The 22,300-nt window shown below is 40.6% G+C and carries 27 protein-coding genes; 1 reads left to right on the forward strand and 26 read right to left on the reverse strand.

What is annotated here, in order from left to right; translation table 11 throughout:
• Positions 1-12 precede the first annotated feature (12 nt).
• From glmU to metG, 13 genes are all read right to left on the reverse strand, one after another.
• Positions 13-1,383, reverse strand: a complete 1,371-nt coding sequence (glmU, locus tag BA79_RS16785; RefSeq protein ID WP_035704071.1) for a bifunctional UDP-N-acetylglucosamine diphosphorylase/glucosamine-1-phosphate N-acetyltransferase GlmU — start codon at positions 1,381-1,383, stop codon at positions 13-15.
• Between the two features lie 198 nt (positions 1,384-1,581).
• Complete coding sequence (gene spoVG / locus BA79_RS16790) at positions 1,582-1,878, reverse strand: septation regulator SpoVG (RefSeq protein WP_008357439.1); 297 nt, start codon at positions 1,876-1,878, stop codon at positions 1,582-1,584.
• 224 nt (positions 1,879-2,102) lie between these two features.
• Positions 2,103-2,480: a 2-iminobutanoate/2-iminopropanoate deaminase gene (ridA, locus tag BA79_RS16795; protein ID WP_008341860.1), complete on the reverse strand. Its 378-nt coding sequence runs from the start codon at positions 2,478-2,480 to the stop codon at positions 2,103-2,105.
• A gap of 38 nt (positions 2,481-2,518) precedes the next feature.
• Positions 2,519-3,352, reverse strand: coding sequence for a pur operon repressor (gene purR / locus BA79_RS16800; RefSeq protein ID WP_007496210.1), 834 nt, complete (start codon positions 3,350-3,352; stop codon positions 2,519-2,521).
• 55 nt (positions 3,353-3,407) lie between these two features.
• Entirely contained in the window at positions 3,408-4,277 is an 870-nt protein-coding gene (gene ispE, locus BA79_RS16805) for a 4-(cytidine 5'-diphospho)-2-C-methyl-D-erythritol kinase (protein WP_017359321.1), read from the reverse strand.
• Between the two features lie 147 nt (positions 4,278-4,424).
• A complete protein-coding gene (locus BA79_RS16810) occupies positions 4,425-4,610 on the reverse strand; it encodes a small, acid-soluble spore protein, alpha/beta type (protein WP_017366434.1) in 186 nt (61 codons plus the stop codon).
• 162 nt (positions 4,611-4,772) lie between these two features.
• On the reverse strand, positions 4,773-5,030 hold the full coding sequence (gene veg / locus BA79_RS16815) for a biofilm formation stimulator Veg (protein ID WP_003217979.1): 258 nt from the start codon (positions 5,028-5,030) through the stop codon (positions 4,773-4,775).
• 213 nt (positions 5,031-5,243) lie between these two features.
• Complete coding sequence (gene yabG / locus BA79_RS16820) at positions 5,244-6,128, reverse strand: sporulation peptidase YabG (protein ID WP_007496216.1); 885 nt, start codon at positions 6,126-6,128, stop codon at positions 5,244-5,246.
• A gap of 134 nt (positions 6,129-6,262) precedes the next feature.
• Complete coding sequence (gene rsmA / locus BA79_RS16825; RefSeq protein ID WP_008341873.1) at positions 6,263-7,141, reverse strand: 16S rRNA (adenine(1518)-N(6)/adenine(1519)-N(6))-dimethyltransferase RsmA; 879 nt, start codon at positions 7,139-7,141, stop codon at positions 6,263-6,265.
• Positions 7,134-7,694, reverse strand: a complete 561-nt coding sequence (rnmV, locus tag BA79_RS16830) for a ribonuclease M5 (protein WP_008341876.1) — start codon at positions 7,692-7,694, stop codon at positions 7,134-7,136. The genes rsmA and rnmV overlap by 8 nt, the downstream gene beginning before the upstream one ends.
• A 160-nt stretch (positions 7,695-7,854) precedes the next feature.
• Complete coding sequence (locus BA79_RS16835; protein ID WP_035704073.1) at positions 7,855-9,057, reverse strand: resuscitation-promoting factor; 1,203 nt, start codon at positions 9,055-9,057, stop codon at positions 7,855-7,857.
• Between the two features lie 244 nt (positions 9,058-9,301).
• Positions 9,302-10,069, reverse strand: a complete 768-nt coding sequence (locus BA79_RS16840) for a TatD family hydrolase (protein ID WP_017359325.1) — start codon at positions 10,067-10,069, stop codon at positions 9,302-9,304.
• Between the two features lie 81 nt (positions 10,070-10,150).
• Positions 10,151-12,151 (reverse strand): methionine--tRNA ligase, encoded by a 2,001-nt coding sequence (gene metG / locus BA79_RS16845; RefSeq protein WP_035704074.1) that lies wholly within the window; start codon positions 12,149-12,151, stop codon positions 10,151-10,153.
• A 519-nt stretch (positions 12,152-12,670) separates the two neighbouring features.
• Here metG and abrB point away from each other — a divergent pair.
• Positions 12,671-12,961: a transition state genes transcriptional regulator AbrB gene (gene abrB / locus BA79_RS16850; RefSeq protein WP_087975202.1), complete on the forward strand. Its 291-nt coding sequence runs from the start codon at positions 12,671-12,673 to the stop codon at positions 12,959-12,961.
• 44 nt (positions 12,962-13,005) lie between these two features.
• Here the strand turns inward: abrB and rsmI are convergent, their stop codons facing one another.
• From rsmI to BA79_RS16915, 13 genes are all read right to left on the reverse strand, one after another.
• The gene (rsmI, locus tag BA79_RS16855) at positions 13,006-13,887 is read right to left on the reverse strand and encodes a 16S rRNA (cytidine(1402)-2'-O)-methyltransferase (RefSeq protein WP_008341890.1); all 882 of its coding nucleotides are present in this window, start codon (positions 13,885-13,887) and stop codon (positions 13,006-13,008) included.
• A complete protein-coding gene (locus BA79_RS16860; RefSeq protein WP_017359327.1) occupies positions 13,862-14,161 on the reverse strand; it encodes a GIY-YIG nuclease family protein in 300 nt (99 codons plus the stop codon). Before BA79_RS16860 ends, rsmI begins: the two co-directional genes overlap by 26 nt.
• A complete protein-coding gene (locus BA79_RS16865; protein ID WP_017359328.1) occupies positions 14,148-14,891 on the reverse strand; it encodes a tRNA1(Val) (adenine(37)-N6)-methyltransferase in 744 nt (247 codons plus the stop codon). Before BA79_RS16865 ends, BA79_RS16860 begins: the two co-directional genes overlap by 14 nt.
• 55 nt (positions 14,892-14,946) lie before the next feature.
• Positions 14,947-15,300 (reverse strand): DNA replication initiation control protein YabA, encoded by a 354-nt coding sequence (gene yabA / locus BA79_RS16870; protein WP_007496228.1) that lies wholly within the window; start codon positions 15,298-15,300, stop codon positions 14,947-14,949.
• Positions 15,301-15,314: 14 nt separating this feature from the next.
• Positions 15,315-16,142, reverse strand: coding sequence for a competence/sporulation regulator complex protein RicT (ricT, locus tag BA79_RS16875; protein WP_007496230.1), 828 nt, complete (start codon positions 16,140-16,142; stop codon positions 15,315-15,317).
• Positions 16,143-16,144: 2 nt separating this feature from the next.
• The gene (holB, locus tag BA79_RS16880) at positions 16,145-17,134 is read right to left on the reverse strand and encodes a DNA polymerase III subunit delta' (protein ID WP_007496231.1); all 990 of its coding nucleotides are present in this window, start codon (positions 17,132-17,134) and stop codon (positions 16,145-16,147) included.
• A gap of 11 nt (positions 17,135-17,145) precedes the next feature.
• Entirely contained in the window at positions 17,146-17,586 is a 441-nt protein-coding gene (locus tag BA79_RS16885; RefSeq protein ID WP_008341898.1) for a YaaR family protein, read from the reverse strand.
• A 12-nt stretch (positions 17,587-17,598) separates the two neighbouring features.
• Complete coding sequence (locus BA79_RS16890; RefSeq protein WP_012008640.1) at positions 17,599-17,928, reverse strand: cyclic-di-AMP receptor; 330 nt, start codon at positions 17,926-17,928, stop codon at positions 17,599-17,601.
• A 79-nt stretch (positions 17,929-18,007) separates the two neighbouring features.
• Complete coding sequence (gene tmk / locus BA79_RS16895) at positions 18,008-18,646, reverse strand: dTMP kinase (RefSeq protein WP_007496237.1); 639 nt, start codon at positions 18,644-18,646, stop codon at positions 18,008-18,010.
• Positions 18,643-20,049, reverse strand: a complete 1,407-nt coding sequence (locus BA79_RS16900; protein ID WP_035704076.1) for an aminotransferase class I/II-fold pyridoxal phosphate-dependent enzyme — start codon at positions 20,047-20,049, stop codon at positions 18,643-18,645. The genes tmk and BA79_RS16900 overlap by 4 nt, the downstream gene beginning before the upstream one ends.
• A 77-nt stretch (positions 20,050-20,126) precedes the next feature.
• Positions 20,127-21,191 carry a toxic anion resistance protein gene (locus tag BA79_RS16905; protein WP_035704077.1) on the reverse strand — a complete coding sequence of 355 codons (1,065 nt, stop codon included), beginning with the start codon at positions 21,189-21,191 and terminating at the stop codon, positions 20,127-20,129.
• Between the two features lie 21 nt (positions 21,192-21,212).
• Positions 21,213-21,827 (reverse strand): 5-bromo-4-chloroindolyl phosphate hydrolysis family protein, encoded by a 615-nt coding sequence (locus BA79_RS16910; RefSeq protein WP_017359333.1) that lies wholly within the window; start codon positions 21,825-21,827, stop codon positions 21,213-21,215.
• A gap of 128 nt (positions 21,828-21,955) precedes the next feature.
• Positions 21,956-22,147 carry a sigma factor G inhibitor Gin gene (locus tag BA79_RS16915; RefSeq protein WP_017359334.1) on the reverse strand — a complete coding sequence of 64 codons (192 nt, stop codon included), beginning with the start codon at positions 22,145-22,147 and terminating at the stop codon, positions 21,956-21,958.
• Positions 22,148-22,300 lie beyond the last annotated feature (153 nt).

Consider the following 22,300-nt stretch of genomic DNA (forward strand, 5'->3'; position numbering starts at 1 on the left):
CGGGTATTTGGATTATTTTTTATGAATATTTTTCACATAATCTTCTTTATTGACTTGTCTTGCTCTAGCAATAGACAATGCATCCTGCGGTACATCTTCTGTAACCGTTGAACCGGCTGCAACATATGCCCCTTTTCCGACAGTGACTGGTGCAACGAGATTTGAATTACAGCCAATAAATGCGCCATCTTCAATCTTCGTTAAGAATTTGTTCTTCCCATCATAATTAACTGTAATAGATCCACAACCAAGGTTTACATCCGCTCCGACCTCTGCATCTCCAATATAGCTGAGATGAGACGCTTTGCTTCGGTCACCGAAAACTGTTTTCTTGATTTCGACAAAATTCCCGATCTTCACTTCATCGCCAATTTTCGACAATGGGCGAATATGAGCAAACGGTCCAATTGTCACATCTACCCCAACTTCACTATCGCAGACAACAGACTGCTTAATGACTGTCCGATCTCCAATTACGCTATCAACAATTTCAGTGTTCGGACCGATTGTGGCATCTGCACCAATCTTTACATTCCCTTTGATGACCGTCCCAGGATAAATCATTGTATCTTCACCGATGACTGCATCGGGCGAGATATACGTGTTCTCAGGATCAATCAAGGTTACACCATTCTTCATATGCTGATGATTAATACGTCGCTTCATGAATTGCTCTGCTTGTGATAGAGCGATACGATCATTGACTCCAAGTGTTTCTTCAAAATGTGGTGTTTGATACGCTGCAACCGTCTGTCCTTCATTCTTTAGAATTTCAATGACATCCGGCAAATAGTATTCACCTTGTGCATTTTCATTTGACACTTGCTCAATCACACGGAAGAGATCTTCATTTGAAAAGCAATAGGTTCCAGTATTAATTTCATTTACTTGACGTTCAGCATCATTTGCATCTTTATGCTCGACGATTTTTACTACAGCACCTGTTTCATCACGAATAATACGTCCATAACCTGTTGGATCATCCGCGTGTGCTGTCAAAATCGTCACTTTCGCTTGTTGTTTTTGATGCTCGCTTAACATGGCTTCCATTGTTTCCGCTGTCAATAATGGTGTATCTCCACAAATGACAATGGTTGTTCCCTTTTCCTGCGCGAGGAACGATTTGGCTTGTTTGACGGCATGTGCTGTTCCCAGCTGTTCTTCTTGAAGTGCATATTCACTTCTGTCCCCAAGCTGCTCCTTGACGTCCTCAGCTCCATGACCGACAATCGTCACAAGCTTGGCTAAAGATAGCTTTAACGCTTGATCTGCCACATGCTCGACCATTGGCTTTCCGCAAACTGGATGAAGTACTTTGTATAACTTTGACTTCATTCTTGTTCCTTTTCCCGCTGCTAAAATCACTGCGAACCGCTTATCCATTGATTGGCCTCCAATATCCCTATTATCCATAGAAAAATATATCCTAAATAAGGACTGATTTCAAGGATACAAGAGGAAGTACATTAATTTTCTAATGGTTGAAACTTAAAAGAATCATGAGGAAAAACGCAAAAAAGACAGCATTTAAAAGAAAACATTCATTTTCTCTTAAAGCTGTCTTTTTAGGTTCACATATCTTTAAGAAGCTCCAGCTTCTTCATATTCAATTGTCTCTTCCTCTTCGCCTAAGCGATGATACTCATTTAAAACAGCATCTTGGATTTTACCCCGAGTGCTTGAATTAATTGGATGTGCAATGTCGCGAAACTCTCCATCAGGCGTACGTTTGCTAGGCATTGCAACAAACAAGCCATTGTTTCCATCAATCACACGAATATCATGAACAACAAATTCGTGGTCCAGCGTGATGGATGCAATCGCCCTCATGCGACCATCGGTATTCACGCGGCGTAATCTTACGTCAGTAACTTCCACAGTAGTTCACCACCTTTTCCCAATATAAAAGCATTAATTAGGTATTCAACGATTGTGGTGATTCTCCTGCTCTTTTTTTAAACTTTTTTTGAAATATCGGGATATTTATACATTTTTTGTCATTTTGATGACGGCGCTTACATCGGTTGCGTAAAAAAAGACATCATGCCGATGCCTTTTCATACATATAATGAAACCAAACGGCCTCCAAAGAGATGGTCTGTTTATTTCACTAATGCCACAACTTCAATTTCTACAAGTGCATCTTTTGGAAGTCTGGCTACTTCTACACATGAACGAGCTGGCTTATGTGTATGGAAGTATTCACCGTACACTTCATTCACTTCAGCGAATTGTTCCATATCTTTAATGAAAACCGTTGCTTTCACGACTGTTTCAAAGGAAGCACCCGCTGCTTCAAGGACGGCTTTAAGATTATGAAACACTTGATGTGTTTGTTCTTTAATATCTCCATTCACAAAATCTCCAGCTGGCGTTAATGGAATCTGCCCTGAGCTGTAAAACATGTTATTGACGATAATCCCTTGAGAGTAAGGTCCAATGGCTGCTGGCGCGTTTTTGGTTTGAACAACTTTTGTCATATCAATCTCTCCCATTCAAATACATGTTTGATCAAAACTTAAGCTTTCGAATGAAAAAACTCGTGGAAATTACCTTCATTAATCTCAATGATTTTCTGCTTCATATCAATGGTTGAAAGCTTTAAAAGTGATACATATTCATCGACAAGACGTTCATCTACGCCTTCATCTTCTAATAAAACACCGATCCCTGCAACATTTGCATTAAATTCCTCTAGAAGATTCATCATGCCATTAATGGTTCCGCCTGCTTTCATAAAGTCATCAATAATCAACACATTGGATCCTTTATCTAAGCTTCGCTTTGCAAGTGACATGGTTTGAATTCGGTTAGAAGAACCTGATGCATAATTAATACTCACAGTTGATCCTTCAGTTACCTTATTATCTTTTCTAACGATCACAACAGGCACATTTAAATAACCTGCAACAGAATAGGCAATCGGAATACCTTTCGTCGCAACAGTCATGACAACATCAATCGGTCGATCCGAAAAAATGGTCGCAAAAAGCTTACCGATTTTCGCAAGAATCGATGGATTTCCTAAAACATCAGTTAAATATAAATAACCGCCAGGAAGCACACGTTCAGGAGTTGATAATGCCTCTCCGATATCGTTTACGACTTCGTCTGCTTCTTTTAAATGAATCTTTGGAATATATTTCACTCCGCCAGCAGCGCCAGGTACAGTAAGTAAAGTCCCTATTCCCTGCTGTTCGAAGGTCTGTTTGATAATCGTTAAGTCTTCACTAATAGAGGACTTTGCAGATTGATATCGCTCTGCAAAAAAAGTTAAAGGTACTAGTACGTGCGGGTGGGTTAACAAATAATTTGTTAAGTCCACCAATCTGCCGCTTCGACGAAACTTCATGAACTTACCCCCAGAACCCGAATAATTTATGAATAATATAACTTAATATACGGATTTAATCAAGGGTATTTTGTTCGCCGATCATGCGGACAGCGTAAACCTGATCACAAAATCCTCTCAGTCCGTTATATATTCTTTGTACCTTCGATTCATATTGAATCAAGCCAAATACAGTTGGCCCGCTGCCGCTCATTAATACAGCATCTGCTCCGAAACGCTTCATCTGTCTCTTAATCATATCGACTTCCGGATACATCTTTAATGTCACAGATTCCAACACGTTACCGAGTGAGCCGCACATCTCTTTATAATCTTTCGCTTCAATTGCTTCAATCATACGCTGTACATTTGGGTGTTCTACTTTGCTTGCGTCATATTGTCTGTAGACCTCAGCTGTAGATACCCCAATCACCGGCTTCGCTAAAATCACCCAGCAATGCGGCGGTGTCGCAATATGCTTTAGTTTCTCTCCACGTCCTGTCGCTAGCGCTGTCCCTCCGTGTACACAAAAAGAGACATCTGAGCCGATCTCCGCTCCAAGCTCAGCTAGTTCATCTAACGTGAGATTTAACTTCCACAAACGGTTTAAGCCGCGAAGCGCTGCTGCGGCATCACTGCTGCCTCCAGCTAAACCTGCTGCGACGGGAATTGCTTTTGTGATGACAATCGATACGCCTTTTTGAATACCGAATCTTGTTTTTAATAATTTAGCTGCCTGATAAGCCAAATTCCGTTGATCATCTGGCACAAAACGATTATGAGATGATACACGGATTTCGTCTTTGTCCAGCTCCGTCAGCTCTAGTCGATCTGCAAGATCTATTGTTGTCATCACCATCTCCACTTCGTGATATCCATCCGGTCTTTTTCCATGAACATCAAGTGAGAGATTAATTTTTGCCGGTGCTTTTTCTAAAATACGCAAACATTTCACCTACTTCTCCATCTAAACATAAGTATCAATATTGTATCACATTTGATGGATCTGATGAATATTGGCTTTTGCCCCCAGCACACTCACTTTTTCAAGCAAAAAAGACCAGAGACACCCGAGGTATCCCTGATCATTTCTTTATCGTTGATTCTCTTCTTGAGCCATGTGCTGTTGAGCTAATTCAATGGCACGTTTGACCATATTTCCTGCGTCACGCGCACGAATCTCTCCCCAGCCTCCATTTTTGACGGTATCATAAAATCCAAGATCCTTCGCCAGCTCGTATTTGAACTCATCTGACATAATGCCTCGGCGTCTACCCAAACGAAACAGCCCCTTTGGTCGAGAATTCGAATCATCGCCACTCCTTTGTGGCTTTCTTATTTTGCATCGATTCCTGCCTTTTACCCCTTTCAAATAATGGACAGCCTCCCATACAGAAAAAAAGGCAAAACAAAAAGCAGTAAACAAAAAGTTCACTGCCCATTAATAGGCGACTGAGCTAGCGGTATCATCGAACGTTAATTCGACCGTCTCAGTCAGTATATCTGCATAACTGTAAGAAACTCTTTCAAACGAATTCTCATCTTGATCTAATTGAATCACAAAAACAGAAGGGTACGTTTCAGCTAAAATGCCCGAACGCTCAATTGTTTTTCGGCGGCCTCCGTTAGCCTTTAACGTCAAACGTTTACCTAAGTTACCATCAAGCGATCTTTTGATGTCGGACAAAGTCTTCGCCATTGCATCCACCTCACTGAGATAATTATACAACAACGGCCCATTTTTGTCAAATAAAAATTAAATTATATCAACCAACACGAGCCATTGTCAACAAAATAATTTTGACAAACTTCTACCTTTTCTCCTCCCTATTTTTCTCAAATTCCGGTGAATTATGTATTCATATGAAATTTCTTTTTGAGCATAAAAAAAACCAGACTGAAATCAGTCGGGTTATGTCGATTCATGGTCTCTTTTATATGGCATACCTACCCTTAAAACACCCCTTGTTTCAATCCCTCCGAGACCTTTTTCTCTCGTCAGTGTATTTCGGAGCACATCCCACACGTTGATTCGATCTACAAATGGAGTGAAGCTGATCTTGGCAACAATATAGACGGGGTCAAGTGCATGAATGTTGACACGTGAGGGTGAGCTTGCAAAATTAGCACCTGCTTGAATTAATGATTCAAAATGAGATTGGCAGGCACCTGCAAAGATCACGAGCTGATCTAAATGCGGAACCTTCCTTCTTGCCTTTTGAACCGTTTCAACGAAATGACGAGAATGACGATATGCACCGATATCGTGTACACCGCCCTTTTGTTTAGAATACGCATCATGTCCTGTGATGACCAAAATATCAGGCCGGTATTGATCAATTAATGAATCAATCATGCTTGGCATTTTCTTCTCGTGGCAATGCACACCATACACAGGTACACCAATTCTTTCATATACATCTAAGCATTTCTTTAAGTATGAAGCATCTCCATCTAAATGCAGAACCTTTCCGGGCATATGAAAATACTGCTCCTGATGCTGATATTGTCCAGACGTATAATACTCTTGTTTTTCACGAAGCAGCTGATAATCTTGCCTGAGTAAGTCGAGCGATTCGTTAATTTTCCGTTCATCGTCTTTCTCTCTTGTCAGTTGCTCCTCTTTTTGAATCAAGACCAAATCTGACATCTTCGCATCGGCGATCAGCCTCACTTCATTCCCATGCAAAATGGCGGTGGCTTCGTGCTGGTCTGTCTCATCAATTCGAATGATACGAAACATAATATCCATCTGATAGGATGCCCTCGTCACCATATCTCCTATTTGAAATTGCATGCTTTTCACTCCACAATCAGGCTCTTATCCTGTTGGTATCGTCTTACGCTACACTTGTTCTTCTTTCAGGTGTGTTGTTCTTTCTAGCCTATGCCTGAACAGGTGAAGTGGTGAAAACCAAAAGAAAAAAGCCCTTATGAAAGGGCTTTGTGTAAAACATTGGACAAACGGGCAAATTCATCGATTGATAATGATTCACCACGGCGTTTCCCATCAACCTCAGCTGTTACAAGGGCTTCTTCAATGATCGCTTTATGTTTCTTGCCATCTGGCAGATTGTTCATCAAATTATTCATCAATGTCTTCCGGCGTTGGCCAAAACTCGCACGAATCAGTTGAAAGAAAAACGTATCATTGTCTACTGAGACCGCAGGCGTTTCACGAACAGTTAGTTTGATTACCGCTGAATCCACATTTGGTTGTGGGACGAAAACCGTTTTCGGCACAACCATGACCGTCTTCGCTTCTGTATAAAATTGCACTGCAATCGACAAAGAGTTGTATTCTTTTGATGAAGGAACAGCAGCCATGCGATCTGCTACTTCTTTTTGCAGCATGACAACGATTCCTTTCAATGGAAGGTTTTCTTCAAGCAATTTCATAATAATTGGTGTCGTCACATAATAAGGAAGGTTTGCTACGACCATTACTTCTTTACAGTCAGCAAACTGTTCTTCAATCACCTTTCTTACATCTGCCTTCAATACGTCTTGATGTATAATGGTGACATTATCGTATGGAGAAAGCGTATCGTTTAAAATCGGCAATAGGCGCTGGTCGATTTCAAAAGCCGTGACTTTCTTTGCCCGTTTAGCGAGCTGTTCAGTCAACGCACCGATACCAGGGCCAATTTCAATCACACCTGTCTCATCCGTAATCTCTGCATGATCGACAATGCGATCTAAAATATTCGTATCAATTAAAAAGTTTTGCCCTAAGCTCTTTTTAAAAGAGAAACCGTACTTCTTCAGTATTTCCTTCGTTCTGATGGGCGTCGCAATATCTTTATTCATCGGCTTCCTCCTGCATGACGGTCTTTAAGGCCGCAATAAAATCCTCTTTCGTTATTTGGAACATGTGAAGACGCTTTTGCAGCTGCTTCGCATTTGTATATCCTATATTTAAAAGCACACCTAATCGTTCGCGGCGGCGTTTTGATGCTTCGCCTCCGATAAGGCCTGCGTCAAATAAATCGTCTAACGTAATCTCGCTTTCTGATTCTTCCATTTCCTCATGGACATGAGCAAGGCATTCTCGAATACTATCCAAGGAAGCATGCTCAACACCAATTCCTTTGTCCCGCTTCGCTTTCGCAAGGTGTTTTGGTAAAAAGGCGTGCTTACAGCCAGGGACAGCCTCTGCGATGGTTTTACGGATCTTTTCCCCAGGGAAATCAGGATCAGTTAAAATGATAACCCCCCTCGTCTCCTGAGCAAGACGCACTTGTTGAATGACTGTATCGCCAATGGCAGATCCATTCGTTTCAATCGTATCTGCATCAACTGCCATCTTTACTCTAGCAGTGTCGTCACGACCCTCCACCACAATGATTTCTTTGATTTTCATGTATTCCTCCGCTTGCAAAAACAATCTACATTTTTTTGTCAAAAAATGAAACCTTCCATGCTGCTTTTGCGTCTAATTAATTAGAAAACAGTGCTTCTATTATAACCAAAAAAACAGAGGGTGCGCAAAGCCCTCTGTTCATATAAATGATTTGATGTGTTTATTTGAGCACTCTAATTTTCACTCGTTTATTTCCCCATTGATAAGCTGCCGACTTACTTGGGACGAACACATCAATTTTATTCCCTTTTATAGCAGATCCAGTGTCTGATGCAACGGCATACCCATAGCCTTCCACATACACTTTAGAGCCCAGCGGAATGACACTCGGATCTACTGCTATGACCTTCGCACCTGGATTTGCTTTTAAATTAAAGCCTGTAGACGTTCTGCCCGTACATCCAGCACAGCTCGCTGTATAGGCTGTAGACGTCACATAGAACTCTTTTCCTGAAGATTCATTACTTCTTGAAACCGCAGGTGACGCTTTAGGTTCCTTCTTGGACACTTGTGTACCAACGGCCACTAAACGATCCTTACTGTCTTTTGCAGTAACCTCTTTAATTAATTCTTTAGACACCACTTTGCCGTTTTCTTTCACAATGGCATAGTGCTTCTTTAATTTACCTTCTTCACCTTTTTCAAGCACCTTCTCTTTTCCTTTTTCAAGAGATCGATCCTTTTTATGTTTGGTATCAAAAGCAATTTTCTCTTCCACTACATCGGTGACTTTTTCCACCCGAGTGATCTTCACATCTGCGCTTTTTTTAGAAAGGTGACTATGTAACGCAGGTTTGATCTTATCGTGCTTCTTGAGCTTCAGCTCTTGTTGCTTTAAAAAGTCAGCGACCGTAGTCGAAGTGGTCCACACTTTCTTATCCTTTCCTCCATCGTTTAAGCTGACCTGGAAGGCCTGCTGAACCACAAGATCCATATTCTTTTTAATCTTGTCATTCTTTCCTGGAGTTACTTGATCGTGCTTCCCAATATCTATCTTCTCATTCTTCAATAATGCTCCAACCGTCTGATCTGTTGTCAATATCGTTTTCTCTTTCCCATCTAGGGTGAGATGAACCGGTATAGCCGCATCATACACAATGTTCATGTTGTCTTGAATCTTTGTATTTAGACTTGGAGAGATATGATCCTCCGCCCTGGTCCTTATTCCAAGGTCTGAAAGCAGCTGTGCTACTGTCTCTTCATGTGTACGAATTGTCTTCTCTTTGCCATTGATTGAAATGGTAATAGACTGCTTGGTGAGCTCATGCGCACCGTAAGCCGTCCCAGTTCCAGCTAAAAGCAAGCAAGCGACTAGAAATAAAACCTTGCCTTTTCCTAGCTTGACAGAAAACAGATTTTTCATTTTTTGTACGATGAAAAACGCCTCCTTCTCCTCGGAGAGATTATATAGAGTATCTCAAAACCTGTCAACCCTTCCACCCACTGTACAAAAATGCTCGATTGTAAACCTATTATGGGAGATTTTTGGAAGGAAGGGAAGAAAGACTTATCGACAACTTATCCTATGAGGAGGCGCAAACGTGTAGAACTTTTTCGTTATGTTTCACAATTGGACAAGCTTAAACAAGGATTGACATCATATACTGTCAGTTTATACGGAAAACTTTTTTCGCATTTTCTGTTGTCAATGCAGCAAGCTCTTCAAAGCTTATTTCTCGCAATTCAGCAATTTGTTCTGCGATATATTTCACATAGCTCGGCTCATTTCGTTTCCCTCTAAATGGCGCTGGAGTTAAATACGGGCAGTCTGTCTCAATCAGAAGACGATCACTTGGAATATCCTTGACAACTTCTTTCGGTTTTTTCGCATTTTTAAATGTCACAGGTCCACCGAATGAGATATAAAAGTTCATTTCCATACACGCTTTTGCAATTTCGAGGCTGCCAGTAAAGCAGTGCATAATTCCTCCGACTTCTGCCGCTCCTTCTTCTTTTAAGATCGTCACTACATCTTCCGTAGCGTCACGGTTATGAATGATGATTGGCAGATTCACTTCTTTTGCAAGAGCAATTTGACGTCTAAAGACTTCTTTTTGCACATCTTTTGGCGACTTGTCCCAATAGTAATCTAGACCCATTTCTCCAATGGCAACAACCTTTTCATGCTGAGATAATTCTTTGATCCAAGCCAAATCTTCATCTGTCATATCAATGGCATCAACAGGATGCCAGCCGATGGCTGCATACATAAAATCATATGCTTCAATTAGCTCCATCGCTCTCGTAATGGTTGGACGATCAAACCCGACCACCACAATCTTCTCTACTTTTTCACTTTTGGCTCTTTCAATCACCTGCTCTAAGTCTTCATTATATTGTTCAGCATTTAAGTGGGCATGTGTATCAAATAACATGGTTGATTGCTCCTTTCGACAATTCTTCTGAAAAACAAAAGGTGTTCGACGAAATGTTACACGTGGAACACCTTTGTTAAATTATAAAATTTTCGTTCCATTTGCTAGAGATTGATCTACTTCAAGAACCTGCAATTTACCACTAGTTTCTCCAGTTAAAATCATTCCCTGGGAAATTTCCCCTCTTAGTTTAACTGGTGTGAGATTCGCTACGCAGACGAGCTTCTTCCCTACCAATTCTTCTGGTTGATAATGCTTGGCAATCCCTGAGACAATTTGTCTCTTTTCAAATCCAAAATCAAGCTGAAGCTTTAAGAGACGATCAGCTTTTTTCACTGGTGCTGCTTCCAATACTTGTGCTACACGAAGGTCAACTTTCGAAAAATCATCGAAGGCGATTTCGGCACCCAGCTCAGGTAATTCAGTTTCTTCTATTTCAACTGTCTCTTCTTCTACCTTAGGCGCACTTCCCTGCATCTTCTCTTTAATGTATGCCACTTCTTCTTCAACCTCTAAACGAGGGAACAACGGCTCACCTTTTTGTACCGTCGCTTTTTGGATCGCACCGAAAGAAAGAATGCTTTCCCAGCTTTTGAGTTTCTCTTCTTCAATTCCAAGCTGGAAGAAGATTTTCTCAGGTGTTTTTGTTAAGAATGGCGTTAACAACACAGCTGTGATTCGGAGTGATTCTGCTAAATGGTACATCACCGAATGCAGTTCTTTTCGTTTTGTTTCATCCTTTGCTAACACCCATGGAGCTGTTTGATCAATATATTTATTTGTTCTGCTGATTAATGTCCAAACATTTGAAAGAGCCACTGAGAATTCGAGGTTTTCCATCGCTTCTTCATAGGCTTTCACCGTTTGTTCAGCTACAGCTTTTAGTTCCTCATCAAACTCATTGACTGGTCCCTTATAGCTGCTTAATGTACCGTCGAAGTATTTTTGCACCATCGCCACTGTACGATTAAGCAAGTTTCCTAAATCATTGGCAAGGTCATAGTTTACACGTTCCACGAATCCTTCTGGTGTAAACACACCGTCTGCACCAAATGGTACTTCGCGTAGCAGATAATAACGAAGAGCATCAAGACCATAACGATCAATTAACGTAACAGGATCTACTACGTTCCCTTTTGATTTAGACATTTTGCCATCTTTCATGAGCAGCCAGCCATGTGCAAAAATTTGTTTTGGCAACGGCAGATCAAGTGCCATCAGCATAATTGGCCAGTAAATTGTATGGAATCGTACAATTTCTTTCCCAACTAGGTGTACGTTGGCAGGCCAATATTTTTTATATTTTTCATCTTGATCGGTTCCGTAGCCAATCGCTGTTAAGTAGTTGAATAACGCATCAATCCATACATAGATGACGTGCTTCGGATTATTAGGTACTTTAATGCCCCAATCAAAGGTTGTTCTTGATACAGCTAAATCCTCTAACCCCGGTTTAATGAAGTTATTAATCATTTCATTCTTTCTTGATTCAGGCTGAATGAACGACGGGTTCTTTTCGTAATAGTCTAGTAAGCGATCAGCATACTTACTCATACGGAAGAAATATGATTCCTCTTTAATCAATTCAACAGGGTGTCCACTGTCTGGGCTTTTCCCTCCAATGACTTCCCCTTTCTCATTTCGCTCAACATCAACAAGCTGTGTTTCCGTATAGAATGTTTCATCAGGAATACTGTACCAGCCCTCATATTGATCTAAATAAATATCTCCTTGATCAAGCAGCTTTTGAAAGACTTGCTCAATGATTTTCGTATGTCTTTTTTCCGTTGTACGAATGAAATCATCGTTTGAAATGTCGAGTTTCTTCCATAATGATTTAATGTCAGCAACGACCGGATCTAAATACTCAATCGGTGTAATATTTTGTTCTTCAGCTTTTTGCTGAATTTTTTGTCCGTGCTCATCAGTACCCGTTAAATACATCACATCATAGCCTTGCAGACGTTTATATCGAGCCATGGCATCCCCTGCCACTGTCGTATAAGCATGTCCAATATGTAATTTTCCGCTCGGATAGTAAATTGGTGTAGTCAGATAAAACGTTTTTTTCTTTTCCGGCATGTCGGAACCTCCTGCTTGTGTGTAAATGTCAAAAACTCCCGCCCAATGGACGAGAGCGGTCATCATACTTCATTAAAATGTGTCAGATCATTTCATTATGTTTTGCACTTGTGCTTTCTCTATGATACCATCTTAGCCTTTAAGATCAAGCATATATACATAGAACAGATTGAAATGAACGAAAAAGATGAGTTTTTCGAAAAAAACGACAAAACGCTCGACATTTTGTCGAATATTGTCGTATGAAATCTATTTCCAGATTTACAATTGGCTAAATTAGGGCAAAAGTCTTGTTAATCTGTTATCGTCATTTTTCATATTTTTATAGATAAATTCTGAAAAATCCTTATACACCGGTAGTTTCAAGGTCCTTTGACTTTAAGAGTCATATTTTACAAACAATAGTAAACAAAATGATTGACGATTTATGGAAACCTTGTTATGCTAGGAATGTAAGGAATTTGTCGAATAATGACGAAGATAATATTATATTAAGAATAAGAACTTTTTGGGAGGAGAATGAAGATGAAATCTACAGGTATTGTACGTAAAGTTGACGAATTAGGACGCGTGGTGATTCCAATCGAGCTTCGCCGTACGTTAGGAATCGCAGAAAAAGACGCTTTGGAAATTTATGTTGATGATGAAAAAATTATCCTAAAAAAATATAAACCAAACATGACTTGCCAAGTAACAGGTGAAGTATCAGACGATAACCTTAAACTTGCTAATGGTAAATTAGTTCTTAGCCGTGAAGGTGCAGAGCAAATCATTAACGAAATCCAAAACCAACTTCAATCACAAAAATAAGTTTTATATAAAAAGGTTCTTGCACCGTTTGCAAGAACCTTTCTTTATTGTTCAATATGATACGCATCATAGATCGTCCGCTTTGGCACACCACGTTCGACCGCAGTACGTTTAATAGCCTCTTTTGACGTTAACCCTTCCTCTATGTAATGGATCACGTGCTCTTTTTCAGATAAAGAATTCCACCAAGCTTCTTCATTCAGTTCTTCTTCATCCTGATCATTTCCTTGTACGACGAGACAGAATTCACCACGGATTTGTTGTTCTGTCACCCAAGTCAGCGCGTATTCTAAATCTCCACGAATAAACTCTTCAAATTTCTTTGTCAGTTCTCTCGTAATGGCAATATTCCGGTTCCCCCACACTTCTTTCATCACAGTCAGCGTTTCTTTTAACCGATGGGGCGCTTCATAGAAAATAATTGTTTCTTGGCGTTTCTTCAATGCTTCCAACTGTTTTTTCTTTTCCTTTTTTTGACGATCAAGAAAACCGTAAAAGAAAAATGGCTGTGGTGCGATTCCTGACGCAATAAGCGCCGTAAGTGCTGCGTTTGCACCAGGTAACGGAATGACATAGCCTCCGATGTTCGTAAAGTCGCGAACCACTTCGGCTCCTGGATCAGAGATCGTCGGTAAACCCGCATCGCTCACGAGTGCAATATTCTTTCCTTCTTTTAACCATTCGATTAACTTGTGACCACTGCTATCTTTGTTATGTTCATGATAACTCGTTAATGGGGTATCAATTTCATAGACATGACAAAGCTTTTTCGTTTGTCTCGTATCTTCTGCGGCAATATAGTCTACATCTTTTAACGTTTGTATCGCTCGAAATGTCATATCTTCTAAGTTTCCAATCGGGGTTGGTACGAGATAAAGAATACCCATTTCTGATTGACCATCAAAGCTTTTCTGTGTCTTTTTCATGTGCCGCCTCCTTTTTGATTCGCTTTTCTTCTATATACATATCCTTTTTTCGACGTGTCCACGTTTTGAAACGATATTCCTGTTGCATGGCTTCTCTTTTGGTTGAAAAACATTCGTGATAATAAAGTTCCACCGGCCGTCTGGCTCTCGTATACTTTGCACCCTTCCCACTATTATGGGCAGTCAGCCTTTTTTGTAAATCATTTGTATACCCAGCGTACAAACTACCATCTGCACATTTCAATACATAGAAATAATGACTATGCTTCTCCATACAGTATCGTCCTGATTTCTTTTGTATACTCTTGGTCTTCTCCATAAACAAAAAGCGGCGGGAGAATTTTCAAATCCGGCTTTCCATCTTTCATGCCTTCCACTAAAATGGTATTCGCTTCTTTTCCTTGTTTCGGATATACAAATTGAATTCGTTTTGGCTCAATTCGGTATTTCTTCATCATTTCAACAATCTCAAGCAGCCGTCCAGGACGGTGAACCATTGCCAGTTTGCCTCCTTGCTTTAGCAAAGTGGAAGAAACACGAATGACATCTTCTAATGTACAATGAATCTCATGACGTGCGATCGCCAAATACTCATTTTCATTGATTTCATCCTTAGAAGGAGTCTTAAAATATGGCGGATTACAAGTAATCACGTCTACTTTGTGGTTTCCGTACCGTTTAGGCATATCATTTAAATCACCATGGATCAACTCAATCTGCTGCTCCAGTTGATTATGCGCCACACTTCTCTTTGCCATATCAAACAGGCGTTCTTGAATTTCAACCCCTGTAATAGAGGCTTTAGATCTCGTCGAAAGCAGCAATGGAACGATGCCATTTCCCGTACAAAGATCAATAATCTCCCCTTTTTGAATCGGCACATACGCAAATTTTGCTAATAACACTGCATCCAATGAAAAGGCGAACACCGTTTTACTTTGAATAATTTTCATATCTTCTGCAAGCAAGTAGTCTAAACGTTCATCTTCTCTTAACGAAACCATGATGTATCCTTTCTTTTCCTGTGAAAAAGGCTCCCGATTCAGCGGAAGCCTTTTCTCATTTTTTATTTAAAAATGACAGACAGAACAAACAGTCTCCCTCTTTCCGAATGCTCCCATAATGTACATTACAAATATGGAAGCCCTCCTGATATAAACGAGCTAGGTTATCATGACCTTCTCCTATATCAGAATGACTTGGCTTCTGGGCAGAATCATGCTCTGCCTCAGACGATTTATCTCGATCGGATTGATCCAGACGTTCACGCAAGTGCTGATTCTCCATCTGCAGCTGATGATTTTCTTCAATCACTTCACCGATATGATTTTTCAAATCACCTAGCTGGCGATAAAGAGAACCGATTTGTTCTTCTAAATTAATCACCGTATCAAATAGTTCCTTTTTATCCAAGGTGGCACACCTCGTTACTCAGTTGTTTGTGCAGATACAACGCCTTCTTGTAATAATTCTTCCCAAGTATATTCTATCACTTTTTCTTGCCCGGTTAATTCAACTTGCAAAATTCGTTCTAAAATATTAAGCCCTACTACCTTTGCAGAGCCATTAGACGTCTGAATCGTTTCACCGATGTCCGGTAATTGTTCTTTTGCTGTTTCGTACTCATCATTCTCATATTTCAAGCAGCACATTAAACGGCCGCAAAGCCCTGAAATTTTGGTAGGGTTTAACGAGAGGTTTTGATCTTTTGCCATTTTAATGGACACAGGTTCAAAATCTCCTAAGAAAGTTGAACAGCAAAGCATACGTCCACACGGACCAATGCCGCCTAGCATTTTTGCCTCGTCTCTTACACCGATTTGACGAAGTTCAATTCTCGTCTTAAAAATAGATGCAAGATCCTTGACCAGCTCACGGAAATCTACTCTGCCATCCGCTGTAAAATAGAAGATGACCTTGTTGCGGTCGAATGTAAATTCGACATCGACCAGCTTCATTTCCAGGCCGTGTTCACTTACTTTCTGAAGACATGTGTCAAAGGCTGCCATCGCTGCTTCTTTGTTCTCCTCAACGATGAGCCGGTCTCGTTCGTCTGCGACGCGAATCACCTTACGCAAAGGGAGAACCACATCGTGTTCATCTACTTTTTTATTGGCGATGACCACTTGCCCGTACTCAACACCTCTGACTGTTTCTACAATGACACAACTATCATTTTCTATATGAAATCCATTAGGATCGAAATAATAGATTTTGCCCGCTTTTTTAAAGCGAACACCAATTACGTTGTACAAGCTTATCCCTCCTGCAACATCAACACCAATTGCTCCATTAGCCCTTGGGCATTCACGTTGGATTGAAGTCTCTTTTTCGCTTCTAATACAGCAAGGATCTGATTCGTCACCATCTGCTGTGTGGAATGCAGCGCGTGCTGCTTCATTGTCTGGAATAAGTCTTGATAAATGACTTTATCTTCATTTCCTATTTGAATCGACAATACATCACGATATATAAATAAAAGCATATCAAGACCAGTTTCTTGAAGGTCTTTCTCTTTGAAAAAAGGCATCCATTGATCTTGTATATAAAAAAATGCATGTTCTTTTCGCTGGTGTAAGACTTCATACAATTTTATCACTTTCGCTCTAGACTCTGCAAACTGATCATTTCGACTTAATTCGAGTGCTTCTGCTAAATTATTGGTTAAATTCGACAAAAGCCTTGCAAGATCCTGAGACACGCCTTCTTGTAAAAGCTGCTGCTCCAAAGATTGCGGCTGTAGCGGCTGAAAGCTAAGCATCTGACATCTTGAAATAATCGTATCCAGCATTTTATGCGATTGTTCAGTGATTAAAACTGCCATCGTTTCCCGGTTGGGCTCCTCTAGGAACTTTAATAAACTGTTCGCAGCATTGACCGTCATTTTGTCCGCATGGAGAATGATATACATTTTCCGATGCGATTCTACGCCTGCTTTTGTAAATTCCTCCTGCAAAGCCTGCACTTGTGCCTTCTTAATTGATTGACCGTCAGGCTGCACTAGATGTAAATCAGGATGGTTGCCAGACTGAATTCTTTTGCAGTTTTGACAGGACTCGCATGGTTTCACTCCTGCTTCCAAACAAAAAAAGCTCTTCGCTAAAAGCATCGCAGCATCTAGCTTTCCTGTCCCTTTTTTTCCTTCAAATAAATAAGCATGAGCCAGTCGGTCTTTATCAATACTATTAAAAATCAGCCGCATGACGCGCGGCTGTAACTCATTCATGTCATCCCAGCTAATTGCCATGTTATCACTCTCTATGTGTAAAGGTTAATCAATAAACCTTTTATTTCTCCAATACGTTCAAGCAAATCAATCGAGGGTTTCTCCTGATTCATCATATCCTCTGTTAACTCAATCAGCTTTTCATCTAATGCTTTGACTAAAGCGAGTGTTCGCGTGTTGCCATAAATGTCAAAGCTCCTTGATGTCTCTATATTTAATCCATTATCGACTGTTTCTTTTACAAAGCGTTTCACAAGTCCTTTAAACCTAGCCAAATCTTTAAGGTTTCGTGACTTTGTCAGTTTCTTGCCGAAGACTTCGATATCGCTCAGCATGACTGTCAGCTGCTCTAAACGCATTTTACCACTTTGTGTCTCCATCGATGATTTAAACGATGCTGAAGTTTGGCTTCCTTTCATCGCTTGAAGTTCACGCTTTTCTAAAAGCAGCCGCATATCTTGATTAATTTTCACAGCAACCCATCCTTAAAATTGATGAAATTGTTCAACTGGCAGAATAAAGACGGTAGCTCCACCAACTTCAACCTCAACAGGGTATGGTACATATGAATCTGCATTTCCACCCATTGGTGATACAGGCGCGATCATTTGATCACGTTTACGGCAATTTTCCTTGATTAGCTGTAACGCTTTATCCACTCGGACATCATCACAACCAATGATAAAAGTCGTATTCCCAGACTTTAAAAATCCACCAGTCGAAGCTAATTTTGTCACGCCGAATTGATGTTCGGTCAATATTTTCAATAACTTGCTGCTATCTTGATCCTGTACAACGGCAACAATTAATTTCATTTGATTGGCCTCCTTCATTTTAGGCACAGGTGACATGCCGATGTCTTCCTCTATATTATAACAACGATTGGGAATGAGGTCATATTTGATTTTTCTTTAATGTGTCCTGAATCAGCTGAAACACTTCATTAAAGACATCCTGAACAGGCTGAGACGCATCTACTACACGGAATCGTTCTGGTGATTGCGCAATCAGCAGCTCATATCCTTCTCTGACCATTTGATGAAAATTCAGTGTTTCCATGTCTAATCGATTTTTTTCTCTTCCTTGATTGGCATCAATTCGCTTTAGACCTTCCTCTGGTGTAATGGAAAAGTAAATGGTCATTTGCGGCATCGTGCCATCAATGGCAAAATCATTAATGGATTTGACTTCTTCAATCCCAAGCCCTCTCGCATAGCCCTGATAAGCAAGGGAGCTGTCGACAAAACGATCACATAAAACAGTTTCCCCCCGCTTCAATGCCGGTTCTACTTTTTCAGCCAAATGCTGCCTTCTAGCTGCTGCATAGAGCAATGCCTCTGTTTTTGCATCCATTTTTGTATTTTTTTCATTTAAAATAACTTCACGAATTTGCTCTGCAATGTCAATGCCTCCGGGCTCACGTGTCGCCATCACTGCATAGCCTTGACGTTCCATTTCTTCGTACACTTTTCGAATCACTGTCGTTTTTCCAGCACCCTCTGGCCCTTCAAACGTAATAAACATACCGCTCATAGTGTCTCCTCTTCTATATAAACATATAATTTTCTCTGGTGAATCACCTGACTTGCTTGCACATGAACTTGATGCCCAAGCAAACGGCTTAACGTCTCAACTTGATCTGATTCAATAGGTTCTCCTTTGATCATCAAAGGAATGCCAGGCGGATAGGGAATGACCGATTCTGCACTAATCCGGCCAGCTGCTTTTTCGAATGGAACAGCTTCTACATCTCGCTTTTGCTGATCGTGCTCTAAGAAGAGCGATCCCGTTTGAGGCTCTTTTTTTATAAGCAATGAATCACTTTGCTGAAGAGCCTGCTCTATAGCTGTAAAAGGAACGTCCTTTGTCTGTCCTAGACCAAAAACGAGTAAGACTTGATGTTCATCCGCAAGTTCTGGGTGAACCTCCACCGACTCAAGCACCTTTTTTAGTTCATAGCCTGTCAGCCCTTTTGTTGAACGAATGACACATTTTAATGGATCCATAGGTAAAGAGTCAGACTCAACCACTTCGAGATTGGAGATCATATTGAACTGTGCTTTCAGATTTGCCAAGTCTCTCATGATTTCGTCCATTAACCCTTTTCCCTTCAACTCCTCCACATAAGCTCTCGCCACATCTAACGAAGCCATAATTGGATAGGAAGGTGAACTGCTTTGAAGCATCGTTAATAACGTCTTTATCCGCTTCACATCAATTCGGTCTCCTTGAAGATGAAGATAAGACCCCATCGTCATTGCCGGAAGGGTTTTATGTGCTGATTGTACCACCACGTCTGCTCCATAGGAAAGGGCAGATGGAGGAAAGGCACCGCCTAATACAAAATGAGCACCATGCGCCTCATCAACTAATACAATGATGCCAGCTTCATGACACATTTGAATGAGCCCTGATAAATCCGCTGCATGTCCGTAGTAGTTCGGATATGTCAAAACGATTGCCCGGCAGTTAGGATGTGTCGCCATAGCTTGTTTGACTGTTTCCTCCGTCACGTGAGTTGGGACGTGCAAGTACGGATCACTCTCAGTTTCTAACATAATAGGCGTCGCTCCCGCAAGCTCAATCGCATGGAACACAGACTTATGACAATTTCGCTGAACGAAAATGCCCTCCCCAGCCTGACACGCAGACATCACCATTGCCAAATTGCCAACGGTTGTGCCATTCACAAGGAAAAAACTTTGTTTAGCTCCATATAGCTTTGCCAATAAATCCTCTGCCTCTTGAATCACCCCAGTCGGATGGTGAAGATCATCTAGACCTTCAAGTTCTGTCACATCCAGCTGAAGAATGGATGCATAATAGGACCGTGCCTCATCAAAAAAGACATCTCCATTGTGATGTCCCGGAACGTGAAAAGAATAGGGCTTCTTTTCCGCATGTTGTGATAATGCTGTATATAAAGGTGTTTTCAAACAAATCGACCCTTTTCACTTAAACGATATCTTATATCTATTATAACGTTCAAACAAGTGAACTGAAAGATGGATTCTCATTCCTTTATTGGTTTATGATTCACCAGCTTCTGCTCTGCCTCATACATGCTGCTTTTTAATTGTGCTCGTTCTTGGCTCCCATGTTCTTTTACCTCCAACGTTTCCTGCAATGTTTCGGCCAATTGGCGCTGAACCTTTTTCAACGTATCTATAGGCGTTAAGGATGCATCTTCAAGAAGCTGTCCTTGCTGCTTCGATACCTGTTCATATGTTTGCTGGATACGCTGCTCAAGCGCTGAATTGGCTCGCTGCTGAATATGATTGAACGCAATCGACATTTGGTTGATCCATAAAGGAATTGATGCGGAAACAGTTGATTGAATATGATTGGCTAATGTATGGTTTGTATGCTGAATCATTCGAATTTGGGCATTACATTGCAGTGCAATTTGACGGCTCAACAGCAAATCATACTTCCGTTCTTTTAATCTCTCCATATATTCTTCTTCATCGACTTCCCGACTCATCAATTGCTCCTCTAATGTCCGATCATGTGACTGTGTTGATTCTGTTAGGGCATGTCGCTCTAACAGCGTCAATTTTGCTTCAACTGCTGCAACCTGTAACGTCATCTCTTGAAAGTATGATTGATTTTCTTCAAATAAACGCTCCAATAACTTATGGTCCGAAATTAACACGCCTCTGGCGTAACGAAGCCTTGCTGACAATCTCTCTATCTGTGCTTCTGCTTGTTTAAAACGAGATATGATCTCCTGAGTAGAACGCTTTTCTCGCTGAAAAAACCTTAAAAAAAAGCCTCGCTTCTTTGGCAATAAATCCTCTGGCTCCACTAAATGCAGTTGCTGCAAAAAAGCTTCTAGAACGTCTCCGATTTGATCAATATCTTTTTTCTCCACATATTGCATCATTTGTTTTGATTGTTCTAACAATCGTTCCTGCACACGTGTGCCATAGAAAAGCAGTTTTTGTGGATGGTCAGGGATCTTCTCAGCTCGCTGTAGCGCCTCCTGCTTTTCCTCATCAGATAAGGTATCAAACACCCGAAACGGAAGATCTGTAGTAGATGAGGCTGGTGGTATGACTGGATCTTCTGGTTTCATCGAGTTTGACTCCTTTCATGTCTATTTTTTAATCATTTTATCGGCCACTTCAAGTTCAATATGAAGTGCTTCTATATCTCTTCCTAAAACTTGCTGTAAATCATTCGTCAATTGCTTTTGCAGTTCAGTCAGCGTGACTCGAGTTTGGCTTAATGTCATTTCAAGCTCATGGCTACGATTCGGCTGATTATACAGCAGTGCATATTTCTCAGTTAATTCAACAACAGAATCCAAACTCTCAAAATAAAACCGCTGTGCATCATAAAACCGGTTCGGTTCCTTTTTTGTTATCGTATAGATGCGTCGTGCAAGCCGAAGAATTTCATAATTATGCTTGATCGTCTGTACGTTCTTCACAGCAAATAAAGCTTTCTTCAAACGAACCAGCTTTTGCCCGGCTTCTTTTAGATGCTGTTTAATATATACATAATCACTGCGAGACAGTCCGTGTTTCTTCAAAAACAACTGGAAGGCAGCCCATCGGCTTCCTGCAAACATCACACCCCACCCAATCATCGCATACAGTATCGACAATCCAACATGATGATGGAAAACACCAATACTGACAGTTAAAATCACCAGCGAAAAAAGAGTAGAGAGAACGGCCCATACAAATGTGTAAAAAATTGATTTCATGTTCATCGACTCCTATGAATAATCAGGCTCTCTGTTTATCTTATTATTTATTACGGTTGATGTCCAAACTAAGTTCCAAAAAACAGGCCCAATCCCCGATTGCCCATAAAAAAAGACCATCTAATGGTCTATGAATACAAAGGCGGCGTATGAAGATTTTTAAGCTTTCTTACATAATCAGCATAACTAGGATCCGAGGTTGATGTAGAAATTAACTTCCGTTCACAATCTCGGCATAAAAACTGATGATATAAATAAATTCCCTTTGTTTTTTTCTCTTCACAAATCAAACAAATTGCTTCTCGCTCTTTTTTGCTCATTGTGACACCTCCACTTATAGCTTCAGTATGCCCTAGCGCTTTCAATTGTATACAAAATTAAGAATGTTTTAGATGATAGTTTAGTATATGTATCCATGCCAGATCGAGTGTTTGTTCCTTTTTTAAAACACAAAAAAGACCAGTTCCGATTGG

It is taken from the genome of Bacillus altitudinis 41KF2b, from assembly GCF_000691145.1.
Taxonomy (GTDB): domain Bacteria; phylum Bacillota; class Bacilli; order Bacillales; family Bacillaceae; genus Bacillus; species Bacillus altitudinis.

Bases quoted from the DNA above. Each gene is read 5' to 3' on its own strand.
- glmU (WP_035704071.1), bottom strand. From the start codon at position 1,383: ATGGATAAGCGGTTCGCAGTGATTTTAGCAGCGGGAAAAGGAACAAGA.
- ridA (WP_008341860.1), bottom strand. From the start codon at position 2,480: ATGACAAAAGTTGTTCAAACCAAAAACGCGCCAGCAGCCATTGGACCT.
- purR (WP_007496210.1), bottom strand. From the start codon at position 3,352: ATGAAGTTTCGTCGAAGCGGCAGATTGGTGGACTTAACAAATTATTTG.
- veg (WP_003217979.1), bottom strand. From the start codon at position 5,030: ATGGCGAAGACTTTGTCCGACATCAAAAGATCGCTTGATGGTAACTTA.
- yabG (WP_007496216.1), bottom strand. From the start codon at position 6,128: ATGCAATTTCAAATAGGAGATATGGTGACGAGGGCATCCTATCAGATG.
- rsmA (WP_008341873.1), bottom strand. From the start codon at position 7,141: ATGAATAAAGATATTGCGACGCCCATCAGAACGAAGGAAATACTGAAG.
- rnmV (WP_008341876.1), bottom strand. From the start codon at position 7,694: ATGAAAATCAAAGAAATCATTGTGGTGGAGGGTCGTGACGACACTGCT.
- BA79_RS16835 (WP_035704073.1), bottom strand. From the start codon at position 9,057: ATGAAAAATCTGTTTTCTGTCAAGCTAGGAAAAGGCAAGGTTTTATTT.
- BA79_RS16840 (WP_017359325.1), bottom strand. From the start codon at position 10,069: ATGTTATTTGATACACATGCCCACTTAAATGCTGAACAATATAATGAA.
- metG (WP_035704074.1), bottom strand. From the start codon at position 12,151: ATGCCGGAAAAGAAAAAAACGTTTTATCTGACTACACCAATTTACTAT.
- abrB (WP_087975202.1), top strand. From the start codon at position 12,671: ATGAAGATGAAATCTACAGGTATTGTACGTAAAGTTGACGAATTAGGA.
- rsmI (WP_008341890.1), bottom strand. From the start codon at position 13,887: ATGAAAAAGACACAGAAAAGCTTTGATGGTCAATCAGAAATGGGTATT.
- BA79_RS16860 (WP_017359327.1), bottom strand. From the start codon at position 14,161: ATGGAGAAGCATAGTCATTATTTCTATGTATTGAAATGTGCAGATGGT.
- BA79_RS16865 (WP_017359328.1), bottom strand. From the start codon at position 14,891: ATGGTTTCGTTAAGAGAAGATGAACGTTTAGACTACTTGCTTGCAGAA.
- holB (WP_007496231.1), bottom strand. From the start codon at position 17,134: ATGGCAATTAGCTGGGATGACATGAATGAGTTACAGCCGCGCGTCATG.
- BA79_RS16890 (WP_012008640.1), bottom strand. From the start codon at position 17,928: ATGAAATTAATTGTTGCCGTTGTACAGGATCAAGATAGCAGCAAGTTA.
- tmk (WP_007496237.1), bottom strand. From the start codon at position 18,646: ATGAGCGGTATGTTTATTACGTTTGAAGGGCCAGAGGGTGCTGGAAAA.
- BA79_RS16905 (WP_035704077.1), bottom strand. From the start codon at position 21,191: ATGAAACCAGAAGATCCAGTCATACCACCAGCCTCATCTACTACAGAT.
- BA79_RS16910 (WP_017359333.1), bottom strand. From the start codon at position 21,827: ATGAAATCAATTTTTTACACATTTGTATGGGCCGTTCTCTCTACTCTT.
- BA79_RS16915 (WP_017359334.1), bottom strand. From the start codon at position 22,147: ATGAGCAAAAAAGAGCGAGAAGCAATTTGTTTGATTTGTGAAGAGAAA.